This is a genomic window from Paraburkholderia antibiotica, from assembly GCF_012927125.1.
Lineage (GTDB): Bacteria > Pseudomonadota > Gammaproteobacteria > Burkholderiales > Burkholderiaceae > Paraburkholderia > Paraburkholderia antibiotica.
In genome coordinates this window covers 308,974-327,056 of record NZ_JABBFZ010000002.1, presented here as the reverse complement: position 1 = coordinate 327,056, position 18,083 = coordinate 308,974, and the positions used below count along the sequence as shown (strand labels likewise).

Annotated in this window: 16 protein-coding genes; 11 read left to right on the top strand and 5 right to left on the bottom strand. The window is 63.9% G+C overall.

The features are described from left to right. The first annotated feature begins 613 nt into the window (after positions 1 to 613). The 9 genes from HHL14_RS05510 (at position 614) to HHL14_RS05470 (ending at position 12,011) form a co-directional block, all read left to right on the top strand. Positions 614 to 1,984, top strand: coding sequence for an undecaprenyl-phosphate glucose phosphotransferase (locus HHL14_RS05510; protein ID WP_169496556.1), 1,371 nt, complete (start codon positions 614 to 616; stop codon positions 1,982 to 1,984). A gap of 83 nt (positions 1,985 to 2,067) precedes the next feature. Beyond that, on the top strand, positions 2,068 to 3,372 hold the full coding sequence (locus HHL14_RS05505; RefSeq protein ID WP_230412929.1) for a polysaccharide biosynthesis/export family protein: 1,305 nt from the start codon (positions 2,068 to 2,070) through the stop codon (positions 3,370 to 3,372). Next, positions 3,369 to 3,881 carry a low molecular weight protein-tyrosine-phosphatase gene (locus HHL14_RS05500; RefSeq protein WP_169496555.1) on the top strand — a complete coding sequence of 171 codons (513 nt, stop codon included), beginning with the start codon at positions 3,369 to 3,371 and terminating at the stop codon, positions 3,879 to 3,881. Before HHL14_RS05505 ends, HHL14_RS05500 begins: the two co-directional genes overlap by 4 nt. Before the next feature lie 25 nt (positions 3,882 to 3,906). Beyond that, on the top strand, positions 3,907 to 6,201 hold the full coding sequence (locus tag HHL14_RS05495) for a polysaccharide biosynthesis tyrosine autokinase (RefSeq protein WP_329601614.1): 2,295 nt from the start codon (positions 3,907 to 3,909) through the stop codon (positions 6,199 to 6,201). Beyond that, positions 6,198 to 7,448: a glycosyltransferase family 4 protein gene (locus tag HHL14_RS05490; protein ID WP_230412928.1), complete on the top strand. Its 1,251-nt coding sequence runs from the start codon at positions 6,198 to 6,200 to the stop codon at positions 7,446 to 7,448. Before HHL14_RS05495 ends, HHL14_RS05490 begins: the two co-directional genes overlap by 4 nt. Further along, the gene (locus HHL14_RS05485) at positions 7,445 to 8,599 is read left to right on the top strand and encodes a polysaccharide pyruvyl transferase family protein (protein WP_169496554.1); all 1,155 of its coding nucleotides are present in this window, start codon (positions 7,445 to 7,447) and stop codon (positions 8,597 to 8,599) included. The genes HHL14_RS05490 and HHL14_RS05485 overlap by 4 nt, the downstream gene beginning before the upstream one ends. A gap of 12 nt (positions 8,600 to 8,611) precedes the next feature. Further along, the gene (locus HHL14_RS05480; RefSeq protein WP_206002211.1) at positions 8,612 to 9,913 is read left to right on the top strand and encodes a lipopolysaccharide biosynthesis protein; all 1,302 of its coding nucleotides are present in this window, start codon (positions 8,612 to 8,614) and stop codon (positions 9,911 to 9,913) included. Continuing rightward, the gene (locus HHL14_RS05475) at positions 9,903 to 11,021 is read left to right on the top strand and encodes a 6TM ABC transporter family protein (protein WP_329601613.1); all 1,119 of its coding nucleotides are present in this window, start codon (positions 9,903 to 9,905) and stop codon (positions 11,019 to 11,021) included. The genes HHL14_RS05480 and HHL14_RS05475 overlap by 11 nt, the downstream gene beginning before the upstream one ends. 6 nt (positions 11,022 to 11,027) lie before the next feature. Then, positions 11,028 to 12,011 carry a cellulase family glycosylhydrolase gene (locus HHL14_RS05470; RefSeq protein ID WP_230412927.1) on the top strand — a complete coding sequence of 328 codons (984 nt, stop codon included), beginning with the start codon at positions 11,028 to 11,030 and terminating at the stop codon, positions 12,009 to 12,011. 7 nt (positions 12,012 to 12,018) lie between these two features. Here HHL14_RS05470 and HHL14_RS05465 read toward each other — a convergent pair whose 3' ends face one another. The 5 genes from HHL14_RS05465 to HHL14_RS05445 all read right to left on the bottom strand — a co-directional run bounded on the left by HHL14_RS05465 (position 12,019) and on the right by HHL14_RS05445 (position 15,486). Continuing rightward, the gene (locus tag HHL14_RS05465) at positions 12,019 to 12,162 is read right to left on the bottom strand and encodes a hypothetical protein (protein WP_169496552.1); all 144 of its coding nucleotides are present in this window, start codon (positions 12,160 to 12,162) and stop codon (positions 12,019 to 12,021) included. Positions 12,163 to 12,177: 15 nt separating this feature from the next. Beyond that, a complete protein-coding gene (locus HHL14_RS05460) occupies positions 12,178 to 12,804 on the bottom strand; it encodes a LysE family translocator (RefSeq protein WP_169496551.1) in 627 nt (208 codons plus the stop codon). A 107-nt stretch (positions 12,805 to 12,911) separates the two neighbouring features. Continuing rightward, positions 12,912 to 13,493, bottom strand: coding sequence for a hypothetical protein (locus HHL14_RS05455; protein ID WP_169496550.1), 582 nt, complete (start codon positions 13,491 to 13,493; stop codon positions 12,912 to 12,914). A gap of 389 nt (positions 13,494 to 13,882) precedes the next feature. Continuing rightward, positions 13,883 to 14,464, bottom strand: coding sequence for an IMPACT family protein (locus tag HHL14_RS05450; protein ID WP_169496549.1), 582 nt, complete (start codon positions 14,462 to 14,464; stop codon positions 13,883 to 13,885). 71 nt (positions 14,465 to 14,535) lie between these two features. Beyond that, the gene (locus tag HHL14_RS05445) at positions 14,536 to 15,486 is read right to left on the bottom strand and encodes a LysR family transcriptional regulator (protein WP_169496548.1); all 951 of its coding nucleotides are present in this window, start codon (positions 15,484 to 15,486) and stop codon (positions 14,536 to 14,538) included. A 107-nt stretch (positions 15,487 to 15,593) separates the two neighbouring features. Between HHL14_RS05445 and HHL14_RS05440 the strand changes: the two genes are divergently transcribed. Beyond that, positions 15,594 to 16,934, top strand: coding sequence for a D-serine ammonia-lyase (locus HHL14_RS05440; RefSeq protein ID WP_169496547.1), 1,341 nt, complete (start codon positions 15,594 to 15,596; stop codon positions 16,932 to 16,934). Positions 16,935 to 17,185: 251 nt separating this feature from the next. Beyond that, a complete protein-coding gene (locus tag HHL14_RS05435; RefSeq protein WP_169496546.1) occupies positions 17,186 to 17,812 on the top strand; it encodes a LysE family translocator in 627 nt (208 codons plus the stop codon). The last annotated feature ends 271 nt before the right edge of the window (positions 17,813 to 18,083 follow it).

Here is an 18,083-nt window from a genome sequence, read left to right as displayed (position 1 = left end):
AGGTAGAGTTTTTGAGAATCGCGGGTAAATTCGTTGCAATACTATTGGCAATGGAAACTCGCCTGCTATTCCGAGGGGAATATCCGGATGAATGCCGGCTGCGCCGTTTGCGATCGTCGCGTGTCCGTCATGTAAAGGCCGCACCGTGCTGATCACGTGGAGAAGGGCTTCCCAGCGGGGTAAGTCATTTCTATCTCAATAATAATAACTTCAGGCGTTCAGAATCGATGAATTCATGGCTGAACTTGTGTTTAATTGGAAATGATGTTTGTCGATTTGGAAATAATCCCATGGGAAATAATGAAGTTATTCGATAATTGACAAAATTTATATAAATTTAGGACGATAACTATACTGACTTACTCCTTTCTGTCGCATGATCCGATTCCTTTGGAATGCAAGGCAGATTCAGGTGATAGTGCACAAAGGCGTCGAGATTGTGGCCGTGAAATCCACGGCGAATTTTGAACCGGGCGTCGCGAAAGTTTGCGAACTTGCCGCGCACGAGTTGCAGGGTGTCGAGTCGGCGGTTCGTTGCCGCGGCGGCGCCTGACCACGGGTTTCGGTCGTGCGTACCGTGATCCATCACACTGCCGGTCGCGACTCCGTGGTCATGGAGAGCGTACTGGTGCGCCTGCTGGGCGTCGTGTCCATTGCGTTGGGCGCGGCTGTCGCCTTGCTGCTGTTCAAGCCCGATGTCGAGCAACGCGCGCTGGAAAGCGCTGTCGTGATGTTCGACATGGCGCTCGCCATGCTGCTGTTGCCTCTCTTCGGCTCATACCGCGCGCAGCGCGGCCAATCGACTTGGTGGCCGCTCGTCGGCGTCGTATTGGGCTGGTTCGTGGTGCAGGCATGTGGCCTCGCCGTGATGTTTCTATTGCATTGGAGCGCTTCGGTTTCGCGCCTCTGGTGGCTCAGCTGGACCGCGTTGACCGCGCTTGGCCTCGTCGCGACGCATCTGTCGGTGCAGGCGGTGCTGGGCCGGCGTCGTCGCGTGGGACGGGATCTGCGCACGGTCGCGGTGGTCGGCGCGGGCGATCACTGCGATACCGTGCTGGCTCATATCGCGGCGTCGCCGAGAGCGGGTTTCCGCGCCGTTGCGACGCTCAACACGCTCGGCGACGGCAGGCAGCGCGGTGACGGTTTGCCGGCCTTCGTGCGTCTGCACGAATTTGCCGCCTGGGTGCGCCGCCAGCACGTCGACGAAGTCTGGCTCGCGCTGCGCTTCTCCGACGAAAGCACGCTGCTGCGCGTGCTCGCCGAATTCAGCGGCGACCTCGTCAACGTGCGCTTCATCCCCGACGTGAGCAGCCTTGTGATGTTCGACCGCAATGTGGTCGATCTGGTCGGCTCGCCGGCCATCAACCTGATGGCCTCGCCGATGACGACCTGTGCGTTGCTGCAGAAGGCGATTTTCGATCGGGTCTTTGCGTTCGTGATGCTGCTGGTGCTCGCACCGGTCATGGTGCCGATTGCGATCGCGGTCAAGGCGACCTCGAAAGGGCCGGTGTTCTTCACGCAGCGGCGCAAGGGCGCGAACGGTCGCGTGTTCCGCATCTACAAGTTCCGCTCGATGCGCGTGCATGAGGAGAATCCCGGCGAGGTCCGGCAGGCGACGCGCGGCGATTCGCGCATCACGCCGGTCGGCGCGTTTCTGCGTCGCACGAGCCTCGACGAATTGCCGCAATTTCTCAACGTGCTGCGCGGCGAAATGTCGGTGGTCGGTCCGCGTCCGCATGCGATCCAGCACGACGACCATTACCGCACGATCGTCGATGGCTATATCCATCGCTACCGGATCAAGCCGGGCATTACCGGCTGGGCACAAATCAACGGCTTTCGCGGCGAGACCGAGCAGGTCGAAAAGATGCAGGCCCGGGTCGAACATGATCTGTACTACTTGAAGAACTGGTCGTTCGGTCTCGACATGCGGATCATTCTCGCGACCGTCGTGAAGGGCATGCGGCATACGAATGCTTATTGATCCCTTCGCGATGATCAATCCGTCCCGCGTGGCGGGAGCTGGCGGCGCCGTGGGTGCGCTTGCCGAAGAATAGGTTGAATACGATGTCTGTTTCAGTTCTGGCGAGACCGGTGTGCCGGCTCGGTGTTGTGATGGTGTCGGCGTCGCTGCTATTGTCCGCGTGCGCGGTTGCGCCGGGTATGCGCATGGAGACGTCCAGCACGACGAATTCCGTCGATGCGTCGACTGTCGGCGCGCAAGGCGAGGCGAATCCAGCCGCGCAAGGCGAAGCGACTCAGGTCGTGCAGGACGGCATGAGCCCAGCCGCGCAAGGCGAGACGAAACTTGCCGTACAAAACGAAGCGGCTCTGCCCGCCGCGAGTGCGCCGCTCAGGACCGCCGATGCGACGCCCGGCACGCCGCCGATCGCGATCACGGAGGTCGATGCCATGCTGCTGGCACGCCTGCAGCAGGAACGGCGTCAGCAGCAGCTCGAACTGTCGCAACTGCTGTCGAGCACGCCGAAGGCCTACGCGATCGGCGCCGGCGACGTCCTGCAAATCGTCGTGTGGGATCACCCGGAGTTCGCGACGGCGCTTGGCTCGTCGCAAACGCCTGCCTCGCCGCGCCCGAGCGACCCGTCGCCGGGCTTCATTGTCGATCAGAGCGGCAATCTGACGTTCCCCTATGCGGGGACGCTGCACGTGGCCGGTCTGCGTGCCGAAGAAATCCAGCAACGCCTCGCGGGCGCGCTCGCGAAGTACTTCGTCAAGCCGCAGGTGACGGTGCGCGTCGCGTCCTATCGCGCGCATCAGGTGTACGTGGATGGCGAAGTACATAGCCCCGGCGCGCTGTCCGTCAACGATGTGCCAATGACGCTGTACGAAGCGATCGGCCGCGCTGGCGGTTTCAGCGACACCGCCGATCAGGGCGATCTCGTCCTCGTGCGCAACGGCATATCGCATCGTTTGAATCTGACGCGTCTGCTTTCGCAAGGTCTGAATCCGTCGCTGATCTTCCTGCAGCCGGGCGACTTTCTGCGCGTCGTCTCGCGCGACGAAAACAACGTGTACGTGATGGGCGAAGTGAACAAGCCGGCGGCGGCCATTCCGCGCCGCACCGGCCGCCTGACACTCGCCGACGCGCTTTCGCAGGCCGGCAGCATCAATTCGTCGACCGCCGACGCCGCGCAGATGTACGTGATTCGCGGCTCGCTGTCGGGCACCCCGCAAGTGTTCCATCTCGACGCACGCTCGCCGGTGGCGATGCTGCTCGCGAAAGACTTCGACCTGCAGGCCAACGACGTGGTCTATGTCGACGGCAACGGCCTCGTCCGCTTCAACCGCGTGCTGACCCTGCTGATGCCGCTCATTACCAGCGGTTTGACGGCCGGACTGGTCACGAAATGATCGCTCGCGTGCTGGTGGTATGCGTGGGCAACATCTGCCGCAGTCCGATGGCCGAGGCGCTGCTCGCGCAACGTCTCGGTGAGCTCACGGTCACGGTGGAGTCGGCCGGCATCGAGGCGCTGATCGGCGCGGCCGCGGATCCGCTCGCGCTCGATCTGATGCGGCAACGCGGTCTCGACATCGGCGCGCATCGCGCGCGGCAACTGACGGGCTGGATGGCCGAGGCGGCCGACCTCGTGCTCGTGATGGATCGCGCGCAGAAGCAGTACGTCGAACGCCGCTTCCCGTCGCTGGTGGGCCGCGTCTATCTGCTCGGCCCGTGCCAGGGAACGGCAGGTCCCGCCGCCGCGCGCTTCGAAATTCCCGATCCCTACCGCAAAGGCCTCGTGTCGTTCGAACAAAGCCTCGTGCTGATCGAGGCCGGGGTCGACGAGTGGAGCGCCCGCATTGCGGGCGTTGCCGCGCGTGCCGGTACTTCGGCTTTATCCACAGATTCTTCGTCGTCCTGAGTGCGTCGAAACAAACCGATGGTCTATGATGAAATCGCTGCAATCGCCTGAAAACGAGGCGCTCAAATCCGATGACGACGAGATCGATCTGGTCCGACTGATCGACATCTTCGTCGACTATCGATGGATCATCCTGAAGATCTTCGTCGCCTGCCTGGTGCTCGCGACCGCCTTCGCCTTCCTGTTTCCACCCCGCTACCAGGCCGATATTTCGATTCAGGTCGAAGACGGCAGCGGCATGGCATCGGCGCAGAGTCTGCTTGGCGACGTGTCGTCGCTGTTCGACTACAACTCGCCGACCTCGGCGGAGCAGCAGATCATGGCGTCGCGGCTGGTGGTGACGAGCGTCGTCGATGAACTGCGTAGCTATATCGTCGTGCGGCCGAGCCGCTTTCCGCTGCTGGGCGACTTCATTTCGCGCTTCAACGATACGCCCATGCGGCCGGGCATCCTGGGCATCGGCGGTTGGGCGTGGGGAACCGAGAGCGCCAACGTCGTGCAGTTCGACGTGCCGAAGCGCGTGGAAGGCGACAACTTCTCGCTGACCGTGTTGCCCGATCACCGTTATCGTCTCGCGGGCTGGGATCTCGATCATCCGGTCACCGGCAGGATCGGCGAGCAGGCCGTGTTCGAGACGGGCTATGGCCCGATCACCCTGCTCGTGAAGTCGATCGACGCGGCGCCCGGCACGAAATTCAAACTGGTCCGTAATTCGAGGCTCGATGCGATCACGGACATGCAGAAAGGGCTCGACATCGAGGAGAAGATCAAGTCTTCGGGCCTGCTCATCGCGACGCTGAAGGGGCTCGACCCGATCAGGGTACGCGACCAGCTGCAGGCGGTCGGCCGCTATTACGTGAAGCAGAACGTCGAGCGCAAGGCGGCCGAGGCGGCGCAATCGCTGGCGTTTCTCGACACGCAGATTCCGCAGCTGAAAAGCCAGCTCGAAGACGCCCAGGTGCGCTACACGAAGCTGCGCGACAAGCAGGGTTCGGTCGATCTTTCCGAGGAAGCCAAGCTCGCGCTCCAGCAGACCGCGGACGCGAAGACACGCATGCTCGAATTGCGTCAGAAGCGCGACGAACTGGCATCGCGCTTTACCAGTGCGCATCCGGAGGTGGTCGCGCTCGACGCGCAGATCGCGACGCTGCGCGTGCAGCAAGGCAGCTTCGACCAACAGATCAAGCGCTTGCCCGACATGCAGCAGGATGCCGTGCGCATGATGCTCGACGTCAAGGTCGATACCGATCTCTATACGGCGCTGCTCAATAACGTGCAGCAGCTGAGGCTGGTCAAGGCGGGCAAGACCGGCACCGTGCGCGTGGTCGATTCCGCGGTGGTTCCGGAAGACGTCGCGTTTCCGAACCGGCCGGTGACGATCGCCGCGGGCGCATTGCTCGGCCTGTTGCTCGGCATCGGCTTTGCGGTGACGCACAGCTTCCTGTTCGCGGGCATCTCGGAGGCGGAGGAAATCGAGCGGCAGGCCGGCTTGCACGTGTACGCGCTGATTCCCGAATCACGCCAGCAACAACTGATGGATCGCAGTGCCGGCGACGCCGCCGCCGGGCTGCGTCTGCTCGCGCTGGCGCAGCCCGGCGAAGCTGCGGTGGAAAGCCTGCGCAGTCTGCGCACGGCACTCCAGTTCGCGATGTCGAACGCGAGGAACAAGGTGATCCTGATGACGGGTACGACACCCGGCGTCGGCAAGTCCTTCGTCTCCGCCAATTTCGCGACCCTGCTCGCGAGCGGTGGCAAACGCGTGCTGCTGATCGACGCCGACCTCCGGCGCGGCTCGCTGAACCGGTATTTCGGCAAGCAGCGCGAGCGCGGACTCGCGGACTTCATCGTCGGTACGGTGTCGCGCGAGCAGGTGATCCAGCGCGACGTGGTGCCGAATCTCGACTTCGTTTCCACCGGCTCGTTGCCGCCGAATGCCGCGGAACTGCTGCTGCATGGCCGCGTGGCCGAGCTGCTCGAAGCGGCGTCGCGCGACTACGACGTGGTGCTGGTCGACTCGCCGCCGGTGCTGGCGGTGACCGATGCGGTGATGCTCTCGGAGCATTGCGCGACGGTGATGCTGGTCGCGCGTGCCGGCCTGACGCGCGCGGCCGATCTCGCGGAATGCGTGCGGCGACTCGCGCAGGCCGGGTGCACCGTCACCGGCGCGATTCTGAACGGCATCGATCCGAAGTCGGCGCTGCGTTCGTATGGCCGCAAGAACGGCACGTATCGATTCGTGCAGTACAGCTACGGCGAACCGTGCGGCGGTACGAGCAATTGCTGGCGTCAACTGATGGCGCGCGTTAGGCGGAGGCGATGATGCAAACCAGGGTGGCCGACACGGTCGACGCGGCCAGCGGGCCGCACGCGGCGAGCGAAGAACGGCGTGCGCTCAGGCCGCAGGTGCGCGTCGAGATACCGGCGCGGGTGCTGCGGATCGCGCTCGTCGTCGAAGCGGCGGGCGGCGGCGTCGCGGTGCATATCGCCGATCTGGTGCGCGGCTTGCGCAAGCTCGGCGACTTCGAGATTCATCTGATCGTGCCGCTGGGCAAGCGTTTTGATCACGTGATCATCGGCGAAGACGTGCTCGCGCAGTGCGATTCGGTTCAGCGTATCTCGATGCAGCGCTCGGTCGGTGCATCGGACGTTTTTGCCTTTGCGCAGCTGTTCCGGTCTTTGCAGCGGATCCAGCCGGATATCGTGCACAGTCATAGCTCGAAAGCGGGCGCACTGGCCCGGCTGTGTTTCGGGCCGTGGAAGCAGGTCTATACGCCGCATGCGGTCTATACGCTCAATCCTTATCTGTCGAATGCGCAAAAGCGTTTCTATGGACTGATCGAAGGTCTGCTCGGCCGCTTTCGCAGCGATCGCATCATCGCGGTATCGATCGACGAAGCGCAGCATTTGCAGCAGGCCTTGCATATCGGCGCGGCGCGCATCGCCACGATTTTCAACGGCGTGCCGACGCCGCGGCTGGTGCCGCGCGCGGATGCGCGGGCGGCGCTGGAGTTGCCGACCGACGCGGTGGTGGTCGGATTCGTCGGGCGGCTCGATTTTCAGAAGGGCGTCGATCGACTCGCGCGAGTCGCGCAAGCGCTGCTCGAGCGCGGCATTCGCGACGTCGTGTTCGCGGTGATGGGCCCGGGCGATTTCGTCGCCGCGGCAGCGCTGAATGATCGCAGCATGCCGGCCAACCTGCGCGTGCTCGGCCCGATTCCGGACGCGCGCCGCTATTTCTCCGCATTCGACGTGTTCGCGCTGCCGAGCCGTTACGAAGGCTTTCCCTATGTCGTTCTCGAAGCGATGTCGGCCGGCGTGCCGATCGTGTCGACACGCGTGTCCGGCGCGGCCGAGCTGATCGACGACGAAGAGATCGGCTACGTCGTGCCGAACGAAGACGACGTCACGCTGTTCGCGGACGCGCTCGAAGCGGTGGTGCGCGATGCCGGCTTGCGCAAGCGCTTGAGAGGCAACTGCGAGCGCACCGCCGAGCGCTTCTCCGCCACCGTGATGGTCGACAAGACCGCGCATCTCTACCGGCAACTGATCGAGGAGGTCTCCCGATGACGCAGCCCACCCACGTGGTGCTTCTGCATGCGTATAGCTCGAAGAACTCCGGCGACGGTCTGCTCGTCGATCTTTCCGTCGATCTGCTCAAGCGCGCGTTCGGCGACGCGACGAAGGTGTCGATCGTCGCCGCCGATCCCGGCTCATTTGCTCAGTATGACGATGTGATTGCCGCGCCGGTGCTCGCGAAGAGCGGTCTGGCGCGGGTGTGCGGCGCGGCTGGCGCGCTGCTGCCCGTCGAGCTGAATGGCGGATTGCGCGGACTGTCGCGGCTTATCGCCCAGGCAGACCTCGTGGTCGGCGTCGGCGGCGGCTATTTGCGGGCGCGTAACGCGACCGAGGCATTGAAGCTCGAAGCAGGGCATCTGCTGCAGATGCGCGTGGCGGTCCGCGCGGGCAAGCCGGCCGTTTATCTGCCGCAAAGCATCGGTCCCGCGATGCCGGCTGAACCGTTGCATTCGCATCTGGCGCGGATGCTCGGGTCGTTTGCCGCGGTGTTCGTACGCGACGATCGCTCGGCGGCATTTCTCGCGCGCAACGCCAATACCCGTCGCGCGCCCGATCTCGCGGTGCTCGATTTCGAGCGACGCAGCGCGCAGCTCATCGACGACGCGCGCAATGTCGACGCAAAGGTACGGCACGTGGCCTTCGTGCTACGCAAGGCGCCGAGCTGGACGGCACTACAGCGCCAGCGTTACGAAGCATCGACCCGCAAGCTGATTCGCCAGCTCGGCGAAACTTGCCGGATCAGCTTCGCGGTGCAAAGCACGGGTCGCGGCAACGACGATCTCGCGTATTACCGCAGCATCGGCATTCAGGACGAGCTGGTGCCGCTGAAGGAATTGCTCGCGACGGACCGGCCCGACGTGGTCGTGTCGGTGCGGCTGCATGGCGCGCTCGAATCGATTCTGAGCGGCGTGCCCGCGTATCACCTGAGCTACGAGCGCAAGGGCTTCGGCGCTTACGGAGACCTCGGTCTGAACGAGTGGGTAGCCAACGCGGCGGATTTCGACCCCGACCGGGCGATGGCCACGATACTCGCGGCCGATGCGATTCCGGCATTCTGGGCCAATACCGCGCGGGCCTGCGAGCGGATCCGCGCGAGCCGCGACGAGATCGTCGCCGCGCTGCGCGACGCTCGCGGCGTATAGCAGGGCGCGCTCATGCAACTGCTCGTTCGCCTCGGTTTTCGCATCGCGGCGCTGGCGCTGAAATTCGTTCTGACGATCATCGTCGCGCGTACGCTCGGCTTTTCGGCGGTCGCCGATTACGGGCTCGCGCTGGCGCTGTCGGTGGTGTCGTCGAAATTGCTCGGTCTCGGCTTCAGCACCGAAATCAACCGGCGTCTGAGCGCGGAGCATCCGCTGCGCGCGATTCACGACGCGCGTCGCCTGTTGCTGCTGTACGGCGTCGTCTACGTGGCGATCGCGATTGGGGTGGTGCTCGTGTATCACGCGGCGCTGTTCGATTCGTTCAGCCGGATCGCGCCGGGCATTCTGTGGGGCGTGATGCTGGTGGCCTTTTCGGAGCACGCGGGGCTCGAGACGACCTCGTACGTGTTTTCGCTGCATCGGCCGCGCGCGGGGGCCGTGCTGCTGTTTATCCGCACGGGCGGCTGGGCGGCCGTGGCGATCGTCGGTTTGCTCGCGGGCGTGGTTCGCTCTGTCGAGACGATCTTCGCACTGTGGTGCGGCACGAACGTGCTCGCATCGATCGCCGCGTACGCATGCATGTCGCGACGAAACCGTGAGTTGAAAGCGGAGCGCCATGTGGCGGTGGAGCAAAGCGACAGCGGTTTTCGCTCGGTGTGGATCGAAGGCTTGCCGTTCTTCTTTGCGGCGACCTTGCTTTCCGGTCTGCAATACGGCGAGCGTTTTCTGGCGAGTCAGGTGTTTTCCAGCTACGCGCTCGGGCGTTACGTGTTCGCGTGGTCGATTTCGAGTTCGATCCAGACCATTGCGTACGCGACGATCGTCGTGACGGCGGGGCCGCGTCTGGTTCGCGCGCTGAGCGCCGACGGGCGCGTTTTCGGCGCGACGTTGCGGCGTTCGCTGCTGGCCAGCATCGGCATTACGCTGCTCGCGGCCGTCGCGATTCTGCTGGTGCATCAACCGATCTTCCATCTCGCGCACGAGCCGTCCGGTCGCCTCGAACTCGGCATGCTGCTGATCCTGCTGGTGTCGTTCGTGCTCCGATCGATTTCCGATGTGTATTGGGCCGCCGCGATTGCGTTGCGCGTCGGCAAACGGGTGGCGCTCGCGATGTTCTGCGTGGCCGCCGCGTGCATGCCGCTCGAATGGGCGTTGATCAACCGGCTGGACGAGATCGGCGCGGCGCTCGCGCATCTGAGCGCGAGCGTCGGCATCGTCGCGATCCTCGCCGCTATCGTGGTGCGCAACACGATACGCACTCGCGCGGTGGCCACGAGCACGGTGCGCGACGAGGAGGCGATCGGTGCTTCGTAAAACGTTGATTGGGATGCTGAACGCCGGTCCGGGCCTGAGCAAGGGGGCGGTGCGCCTGTTCGCGAGTCTCGCGGTTTTCCTGTACACGGTGCTGTACTGGAAGGCCAGCACCTTTCTGCCGGAGTTCGTGTTTCGCGACTCCGACAAGATCCAGTCGCAGGTCGGCGGTTCGAGCACGTATCAGGACACCTCGTTCGACGCCGTCGCGAAGTTTTATGCGTCGCTCGGCGATACCGGCAGCAAGCTGTTCGTGCTCGCCATCGGCATCGCGTTCATCTGGATGATGATCGGCTTGTCGAAGCGCTTCGGCAGTCTGCTCGTGAATGCCGTGCTGCTTGCGCCGTGCCTGTTCTTCAATCTGTTCGTCGCGAGCAAGGACACGCTGGTCGTGCTGATGTCGATCGCGCTCGTGGTGATCGCGCGAAAACGCAACGCGTGGTACGTCGCGATTGCGGCGATAGCGTTCTATGCCGGCTACGCGGCCACAGTGCGGATTTACTTCGCGCTGATTCTGGCGATCGCGGCGGGCGCGTGGTTCTATCGGACCGGCTCGTTGCGGCGCAAGGTCGTGCTGCTCGTCGCGATACTGCTGGTGCTCGTCGTTCTGCCGGACAAGGGCTATCTCGCGTTGATGCATCCGCGCGACATGGCCGTCGATTATCTGGTGGCGGGCTCGCCGTACGGTGCGCGCACGAGCTTCTACAACCTGGTCGAACCGGCATCGTTCTGGGCGTTCTGCGCCGATTACGTGTACGCGGTGCTGAAGCTCAATGTGCCGGTGCTGTTTTTTCCGGGGCCCAAGGAGTTCGTGATGCTCGCGCTCGTCTGGGTCATGCTGGGCTCCGTGTTCTGCCAACTGCCGGATCGGGCGACGCTGGCGAATGTCCGCGCGACCTCCGTCAATCTGCTCGCCTGCCTGGTGATCGGGCACATCGCTGTGTCGATGCTGTTCGAACCGGATCTCGGCAGCTATGTCCGACATCTGTCGAGCGTCGCGCTGTTTTGCGCGTGGCGACTCAGCTATCTCGCGGCACGCTCGGGCAGTGCATCGTCACCTGCCATGGCGCGGCGCTTGCCGACCGAATTGCATGTTCATCCGAAGCCATAAATCCCTATGAATGCATTTCCGAAGCGACTGAAAAAAAGCCTCGTTGCCGCAGCGATGTTTTGTGCGATCGGCGCCGCTCACGCGCAGGAATTCCAGCAATGGACGGCCGATAGCGGATCGGCGAGGATCGGCACGCAGGTCAAGGTCGAGCGCTTCGATAGCGAGTCGGCGACGCGCATCAAGGTGGCGGGATTCAGCTTCGTCCGGTTCGGCGTGTGGGTCGACGCGATGCAGTCCGCGAACTACCGCGCGCAGGTCGCCCATGCATTCACGACGGCCCGCTCCGCGGGCTTGCCGGTTCTGCTGACCGTGCGTTCGACACGACCGCTGTCGGATCACGCAGCCCATGCCGCCGCCGATGATGCAACGTTGCGCAGCGCCGCGGATCAACTGGTCCGGACCGTGAACGAACTGACCCGCGCGTACGGCTCGGATATGCTCGCGCTCGAACTCTGGAATGAACCTGATCTGTCGACCTATTGGCCGACGGGCCAGGTCGAGAAGACGTTTCCGGTTTATATGAACGCCGTCTGCGCGGGACTCAAGGCGAATCACGCAGCGGTGCCGGTCATCGGGTTCGGCTTCTCCAGGGCACCCGTCGCGGGGACACTACCGGACAAGCTGTTGCGCAGCGTGCAGCCGAATTCGACCCATTGCCTCGACGCCGTGTCGTACCACGCGTATGGAATGAGCGCGCAGCAGATTCAGCAGGCTGCCCGCTACATCCGCGCGCAATACGGCCTGCCTGCGTTGATCACGGAGTGGGGCGTGTCGTCGGGAAGCCGCGCGGGTGTCGATGGACAGGCCGAGCGTACCGGCGCGTTTCTGGCGAAGCGCAATTCGATCGAGACGCCGCTGATCTCGATCTACGAATGGCAGGACACGACGAGTGCGAAGAATGCCCGCGAGCGCAACTTCGGTCTTGTCGATGGAGCCGGCACGGCGAAGCGTGCGCTCGACGCGGCATCGACGGCATTGCAGGGGCGCTGATCGAGTCCTAGCGCGGCGGCCGCGATCTGCCGGATTCGCCGATGCGTGCGGTCAGCTTGCAGACCAGCGCGACGCAGAGCATCAGCACCACCAGGATTTCGCCGGCTACGAAAGCGAACGCGGTCGCTATGTTGCGCATGATCCGTTTCATCTGGAATCCCAACGATTATCCGCGCCGCACCAACAGGAAGCTCACGCCGATCGCTGCCAGAAAGCCGCCGCAGCAGCGATTGAAATAGCGGCGGACCTTCGCGCGCACGAGCCACTTGCCGAGATACATGCCGGCCCACGAATACAGCGCAATCGCGACCCATTCGAGAATCAGAAAGCTCGCGCCGAGTGCCGCGAATTGCGGCAGGATCGGCCGCGCGACGTCGACGAATTGCGGCAGGAACGCGGTGAACACCAGAATCGCTTTCGGGTTGCCGGCGGCCACGAAAAATTCCTGACGCGCGAGGCGCATAAGCGCGGCGTCCTGCGCTTGCCCTTGCGACGTGTCGATGGTCGGCGCGTCGCTGCGCCACAACTGGATGGCCAGCCAGATCAGATAGGCGGCGCCGGCGACCTTGATCGTGAGAAAGACCCACTCCGAGGCGTGCAGCACGACGGCGAGACCGGTGGCGGCGAGCGCGAGCATCAGCGCGAACGCCAGCAGCCGGCCAGTCCCGCCGATGAATGCCTTGACGAAGCCGTGACGCGCGGCCACGTTGATCGACAGCAGGTTGTTGGGCCCGGGCGCGAGATTGATGGCGAAACAGGCGGGCAAAAAGAACAGCCAGGCGGCAAGGGACATGACGGCTCGCACTCTGAACGGGAGATGACGGGGCGGCGCGCGGCGGATCGCGCGCGGCGATTAGCCGGATTGTAGCGAACTCGCGCCGCGTGCCGGCGCTCGCGCGTTCAGTTCACTGCCTTGATGAAGCCGGGGTCGCCGATCAGGGTGTCGACGTTTGCCTTGACCGTGTCTTCGATGGCGATCGTGCTGCTGGTGAATTTCGGTGACTTCTGCTTCACGGTGCGGGTGGTCGAGAACATCACCTTGCGCGTCGCGGCATCGGTGACCACGTAGCGCATCTTCAGTATCCACAGCGCGGGCGAGCGCGTGTCGTCCACCGTAAACGTTTCGATACTGCCGCTGAGTACACGCCGGTTGTCGTCGAGCCGGAAGCCGGCTACCCGCAGGCTGGTCGCGACGCTGTTGCGCACGATCTGGTTGATGTCGTCCTTCATCACGATGCCGGTCATCGCGGTGTTCTCGATACGGTTCGGCGAAACATGGCCGTCGCGCGCGGGCAGATAGACGAATTCGCGCGCGGAGGCCACGCTGAGCGAACCGGTGCCGTGGGTCTTCGCGTGCGGCGCGGCGGCGCTGCTGTTCAGGCCAAACCAGGACCACGAGCAGGCGGACAACAGCAGCGGCAGCGCCACGGCGCCGCAGCCTCTGAGCACGAGAGATCTCAACGGCGAGCGTGCGGCGGCCATGCGAAAGAAAGCGGCGGTCGAGGTCAGAGGAGTTGCCCTTTTAATGGAGTTGTCCTGAGGAACAGCATGTTAGCAGCGATCCGGGCCGGTCCACTTCGAACCGCACTTGCTCCCCTCCGCGCTTCGGACGATGGGCTGCGCGTTGGCGCGCATCGTGCCGGCTGGGCGGTCCATCATAGCTGGCTGGCTTGACGGCCGATATCAGCAGTACTCCCAAAACGGCCGCCGCAAAGCTTGCATGATCCGCGCGGGTGCATCAGTTTGATCGCCGCGCATGAGAGCAATGTGAAAACGGGTTAGATGCATCGCGCCCATGTATTGGGGCGTTTTTTTGCCGGAGTTTCGCGGTGCAACGCGAGAACGAGAGCCGCTAAAAAGCGGTGCGGCCATCAGAAGAAGCCCGCTTTTCCCTGCGTCATATCGGTGAGCGTGCGTTTCGCGGCATCGAGCGCGGTGGCGGGCAGGCGCATCGTCATCTTCACCAGCATGCCGTGGGCGCTGTCCACCAGCACGTAGCCTTCGGCATCCACCCAGCGGCGTACTCTGGCTTCGTCGGCATAACCGACTTCGACGCCCAGCGAAACCTGCGCGATCCGCTCGACGCGTGGCGCGTCGAGCAGCGCCGACGCGATCGCATCGGTGTAGGCGCGCACGAGGCCGCCCGCACCGAGCTTCACGCCGCCGTAGTAGCGCACCACGGCCGCGAGCACGCCGTCCAGATCGTGATGGCGCAGCACTTCGAGAATCGGGCGGCCCGCGGTGCCAGACGGCTCGCCATCGTCGGACATGCCGGATTGGCCGCCCGCGAGCAGCGCCCAGCAGACGTGCGTCGCGCCCGGATGTTCAGTGCGCAGACGCTGCAATTCGAGCATCGCGGCGTCGCGATCGGCGACCGGAATCGCGTGCGCGATGAAGCGGCTTTTGCGGATCTCGAGTTCGGAAGAGACGGGGGTGGAAAGGGTGTGACTCACGTTCGTGTTGGTCGCTCGATGCGGAAAATCAGTGGGTTAGTTCGTATCTGTGCAGCTTGTCGGCTAAACAATTATTCATGCGAGCAGGCCGCCGGCTGCAGCAGTTGTCGGCGCGCGCTGTCGAAGTGCGCGCACTCCGCTTTGAGCCATGCCGAGAAAATGGCGACCCGGCGATCGTCCGGGCGACGCGAGAGCATGACATATCGGGCCGGCGCGATCACCTGTTTGCCGAACACATCGACGAGCCGTCCGCTCTTCAGTTCGTTGTACACCAGTGCGCCGCGGCCCATCGCGACGCCCTGGTGATTGAGGGCGGCGCTGATCGCGAGGCTCGACAGATTGAATTGCGGGCCTTCCAGACCGGCCAGCCATGCCGGCTTGTGCGCTTCGAGCCAGGTGCGCCATTCAACGAACGACGACGCGCCGATCCACGGTGTCGCATCGTGGAGCAGCACGACGCCGTCGAGCGACACGCCCGCCGCGAAATCCGGATGCGCGGCGAGATATTCGGGCGTGGCAACCGCGAGCAGATACTCGTCGAGCAGAACCTCGGTGTGGAGATGCGTGTATTCGACGGGATCGTAGCGCACGGCGACGTCGATATCGAACGCTTCCATTGCCTGTTCGTCGAGCGTCTGGAATTCGGCTTCGAGGCGCACGGCAACCTCCGGCTGCTGACGATGAAATTCGGTCAGGCGCGGCATCAGCCATTGCAGCGCGAACGACGGCAGGCAGCTCAGATGAAGCGGCGTGTCCGTGGGCGCGAGACGGCGCAGTGTGGTGTCGATGTCGGCGAACGCCCGCGTCGTCGAATCGAACAGGATCTTGCCCTTCGCGGTCAGCACGAGTCCGCGCGACTGCCGCAGGAACAGCGGGTAGCCCAGTCTGGATTCGAGATTGCGGATCTGCTGGCTGACGGCGCTTTGCGTCAGATTTAGCGACTGGGCCGCCTTGGTAAAGCTGAGCAGACGTGCCGCGGCCTCGAAGCACCGCAAGCTGCCGAGAATCAGCGAATCGAGCATGAAGGATTAGCCTGGCTAATGGATGGATAAGAACGTCGCGCTATTTTGATCGACGACGATTCCTTACTATCGCACACAGATAGAGGAAACAGAGGAATCTTGTCAAAATGCCGAACTCGCTGCAATCCGCCGAACTATTAGCCGAATTAAAGGCAAAAGAGCCGCTTCTGTGGCTCAATCCGAAGCTGGGCTGGGCGTTGCCGGCGGGGGCGCCGTCGGCTGCCGAACTCGCCGAAGGTGCCGCGCGGCTGCAACGCTGCGAACCGCTGATGGCGATGCTGTTCGCCGAATTGTCGGGCACCGGCGGCCGGATCGAATCCGATCTCGTCGCCGCGGACGCCTTGCAGGCAGAGGTCGATCCACTCCGGCAGCAAGGCGCGTGGTATCTGAAGCGCGACGATGCGCTGGCGGTAGCCGGCTCGATCAAGGCGCGCGGCGGTTTTCACGAGGTGCTGTCGCTGGCCGAGTCGATCGCGCTCGAAGCCGGCTTGCTGACGCCCGACGGCGATCGCCGGCTGCTCGCGTCGGCGTGCGCCCGCGAGCTCTTCGCGACGCATACCGTCGCGGTTGGCAGCACCGGCAATCTGGGTCTCAGCATTGGCGTGCTGTCGGCCGCGCTCGGCTTCGATGCCGTCGTCCACATGTCCACCGATGCGAAAGCGTGGAAGAAAGACCGCCTGCGCGCGCGCGGCGTGCGCGTGATCGAACACGAGGGGGATTACGCGAGTGCGGTCGCCGCCGGACGCACACAGGCGCTGACGACGCCACGGTGTCATTTCGTCGACGACGAACACTCGCGGGCGCTGTTCGTCGGCTATGCGGCCGGTGCGCGTTACCTCGCGCAGCAACTCGAGCGTGCCGGCAGAAAGGTCGACGCGGCGCATCCCCTTTTCGTCTATCTGCCGTGCGGCGTGGGCGGCGCGCCAGGCGGGCTGACCTATGGCCTCAAATCGTTGTTCGGAGCGCATGTCCATTGCTTCTTCGCCGAGCCGGTCGCGTCTGCCTGCATGCTGTTGCAACTGGCCTCGGGTTCCGACCAGCCGCTATCCGTCTACGACATCGGCCTCGATAACCGGACCGAGGCCGATGGGCTCGCGGTGGGGCAGGCGTCGCCGTTCGTGAGTCCGCTGATGGCGTCGCAACTCTCGGGCGTGTTCACGGTTCGCGACGAGCAGCTGTATCTCGATCTTCTCAGGGTTAAGCAAACGATGGGGATCGAGCTCGAGCCGTCCGCGGCGGCGGGCGTCGGCGGTCCCGAATGGCTGACCGGGTCGTCTGGGGGGCGCGCTTATTTGCGCGCGCACGAGATCGATCCGGCGAACGCCACGCACGTCATCTGGACGACCGGCGGTTCGCTCGTGCCGCCCGAAGAGCATCTGCGCTTTCAGACACGCGCGCTGGAGTTGCGCGAAACACGGAGCGGAGAAATCGCGCCGGCCAAAGCCTGACGACAGGCGCGCCGATATCGGTTCCCGCAGTCATGTCCGCGCAATGCCGGCGACTGCTTGCGGCAAAAAACAGCCGCTATGAGCGGACTCTACTGGCGCGCATGTTTTACGCAAGACGACCTGTCCAAAGGCCGGATACGCGCAAAACGCCCGCGCAAATCGCATTCCGCACCTTCGTCTACAATGACCCGCTGAACGCGCGTGTACGACCGCATTGGCGGCATCGATCCAGCGCGTCATAAGGAGACGACATGCTTGACCTATCCACATTGGGGACTTTCGTTGCCGTCGTGTTCGGGCTGTTTCTGATCCCGGGTCCGGCCGTGCTGCTGGTGCTGACGCGCACGATGCAAGGCGGTCGCAAAACCGGCATTCTCACTGGCCTCGGCATCGCGGCCGGCGATTTCATCCATACCCTGGGCGCGGCGGTCGGACTTTCCGCACTGCTGATGACGTCCGCGCTGGCCTTCAACGCGGTGAAATTCATCGGTGCCGCATATCTCGTCTATCTGGGCATTCGCGCGTTGCGCGCGAAGCAGACGAGTGCGGATCTGCCGAGCGTCGCGCCGGTGTCGGGTTCGAAGGCCTTCTTTCAGGCGATTCCCGCCGAAGTGCTGAATCCGAAGACCGCGCTGTTTTTCCTCGCATTTCTGCCGCAATTCGTGCGCCCCGACCATGGCTCGACGTTTCTGCAATTCGCGGCGCTCGGGCTGATTTTCGTCGGCATGAGCGCGCTTTACACAACGCTGCTGGTGCTGACGATGCGCCCGCTCGGCAAGCTCGTGAAGCGTCTGACGTGGCTGACGCGCTGGCAGAACAAGCTCATCGGCGTATTGTTCATTTCGCTCGGCCTGCGGGTGGCCGTGCAGACGCGCTGAGTCGTCGAAGCGGGGAGCGGGCGTGTCTGTCGCCGGCTCTCGCCGCTATGCAATTCGAGCCGCGTCGAGCGTTACCGTTGAATCTCCGGAATGGGGGCAAGACCGTCTGCTCGTCGCGCGTGAGTTACCAGCGGTGTAATTCGGTGAGCGGGGAGGGAATGAGAATCATACCGTCCGTCTTTTCGACGGGATGTCACGGCACGGATGGGGCGGGAGAAGCAGGAAAACGCAGGAAAAAGCGCGACAGCGGAAGACGTGGCCTCAGGCCAGC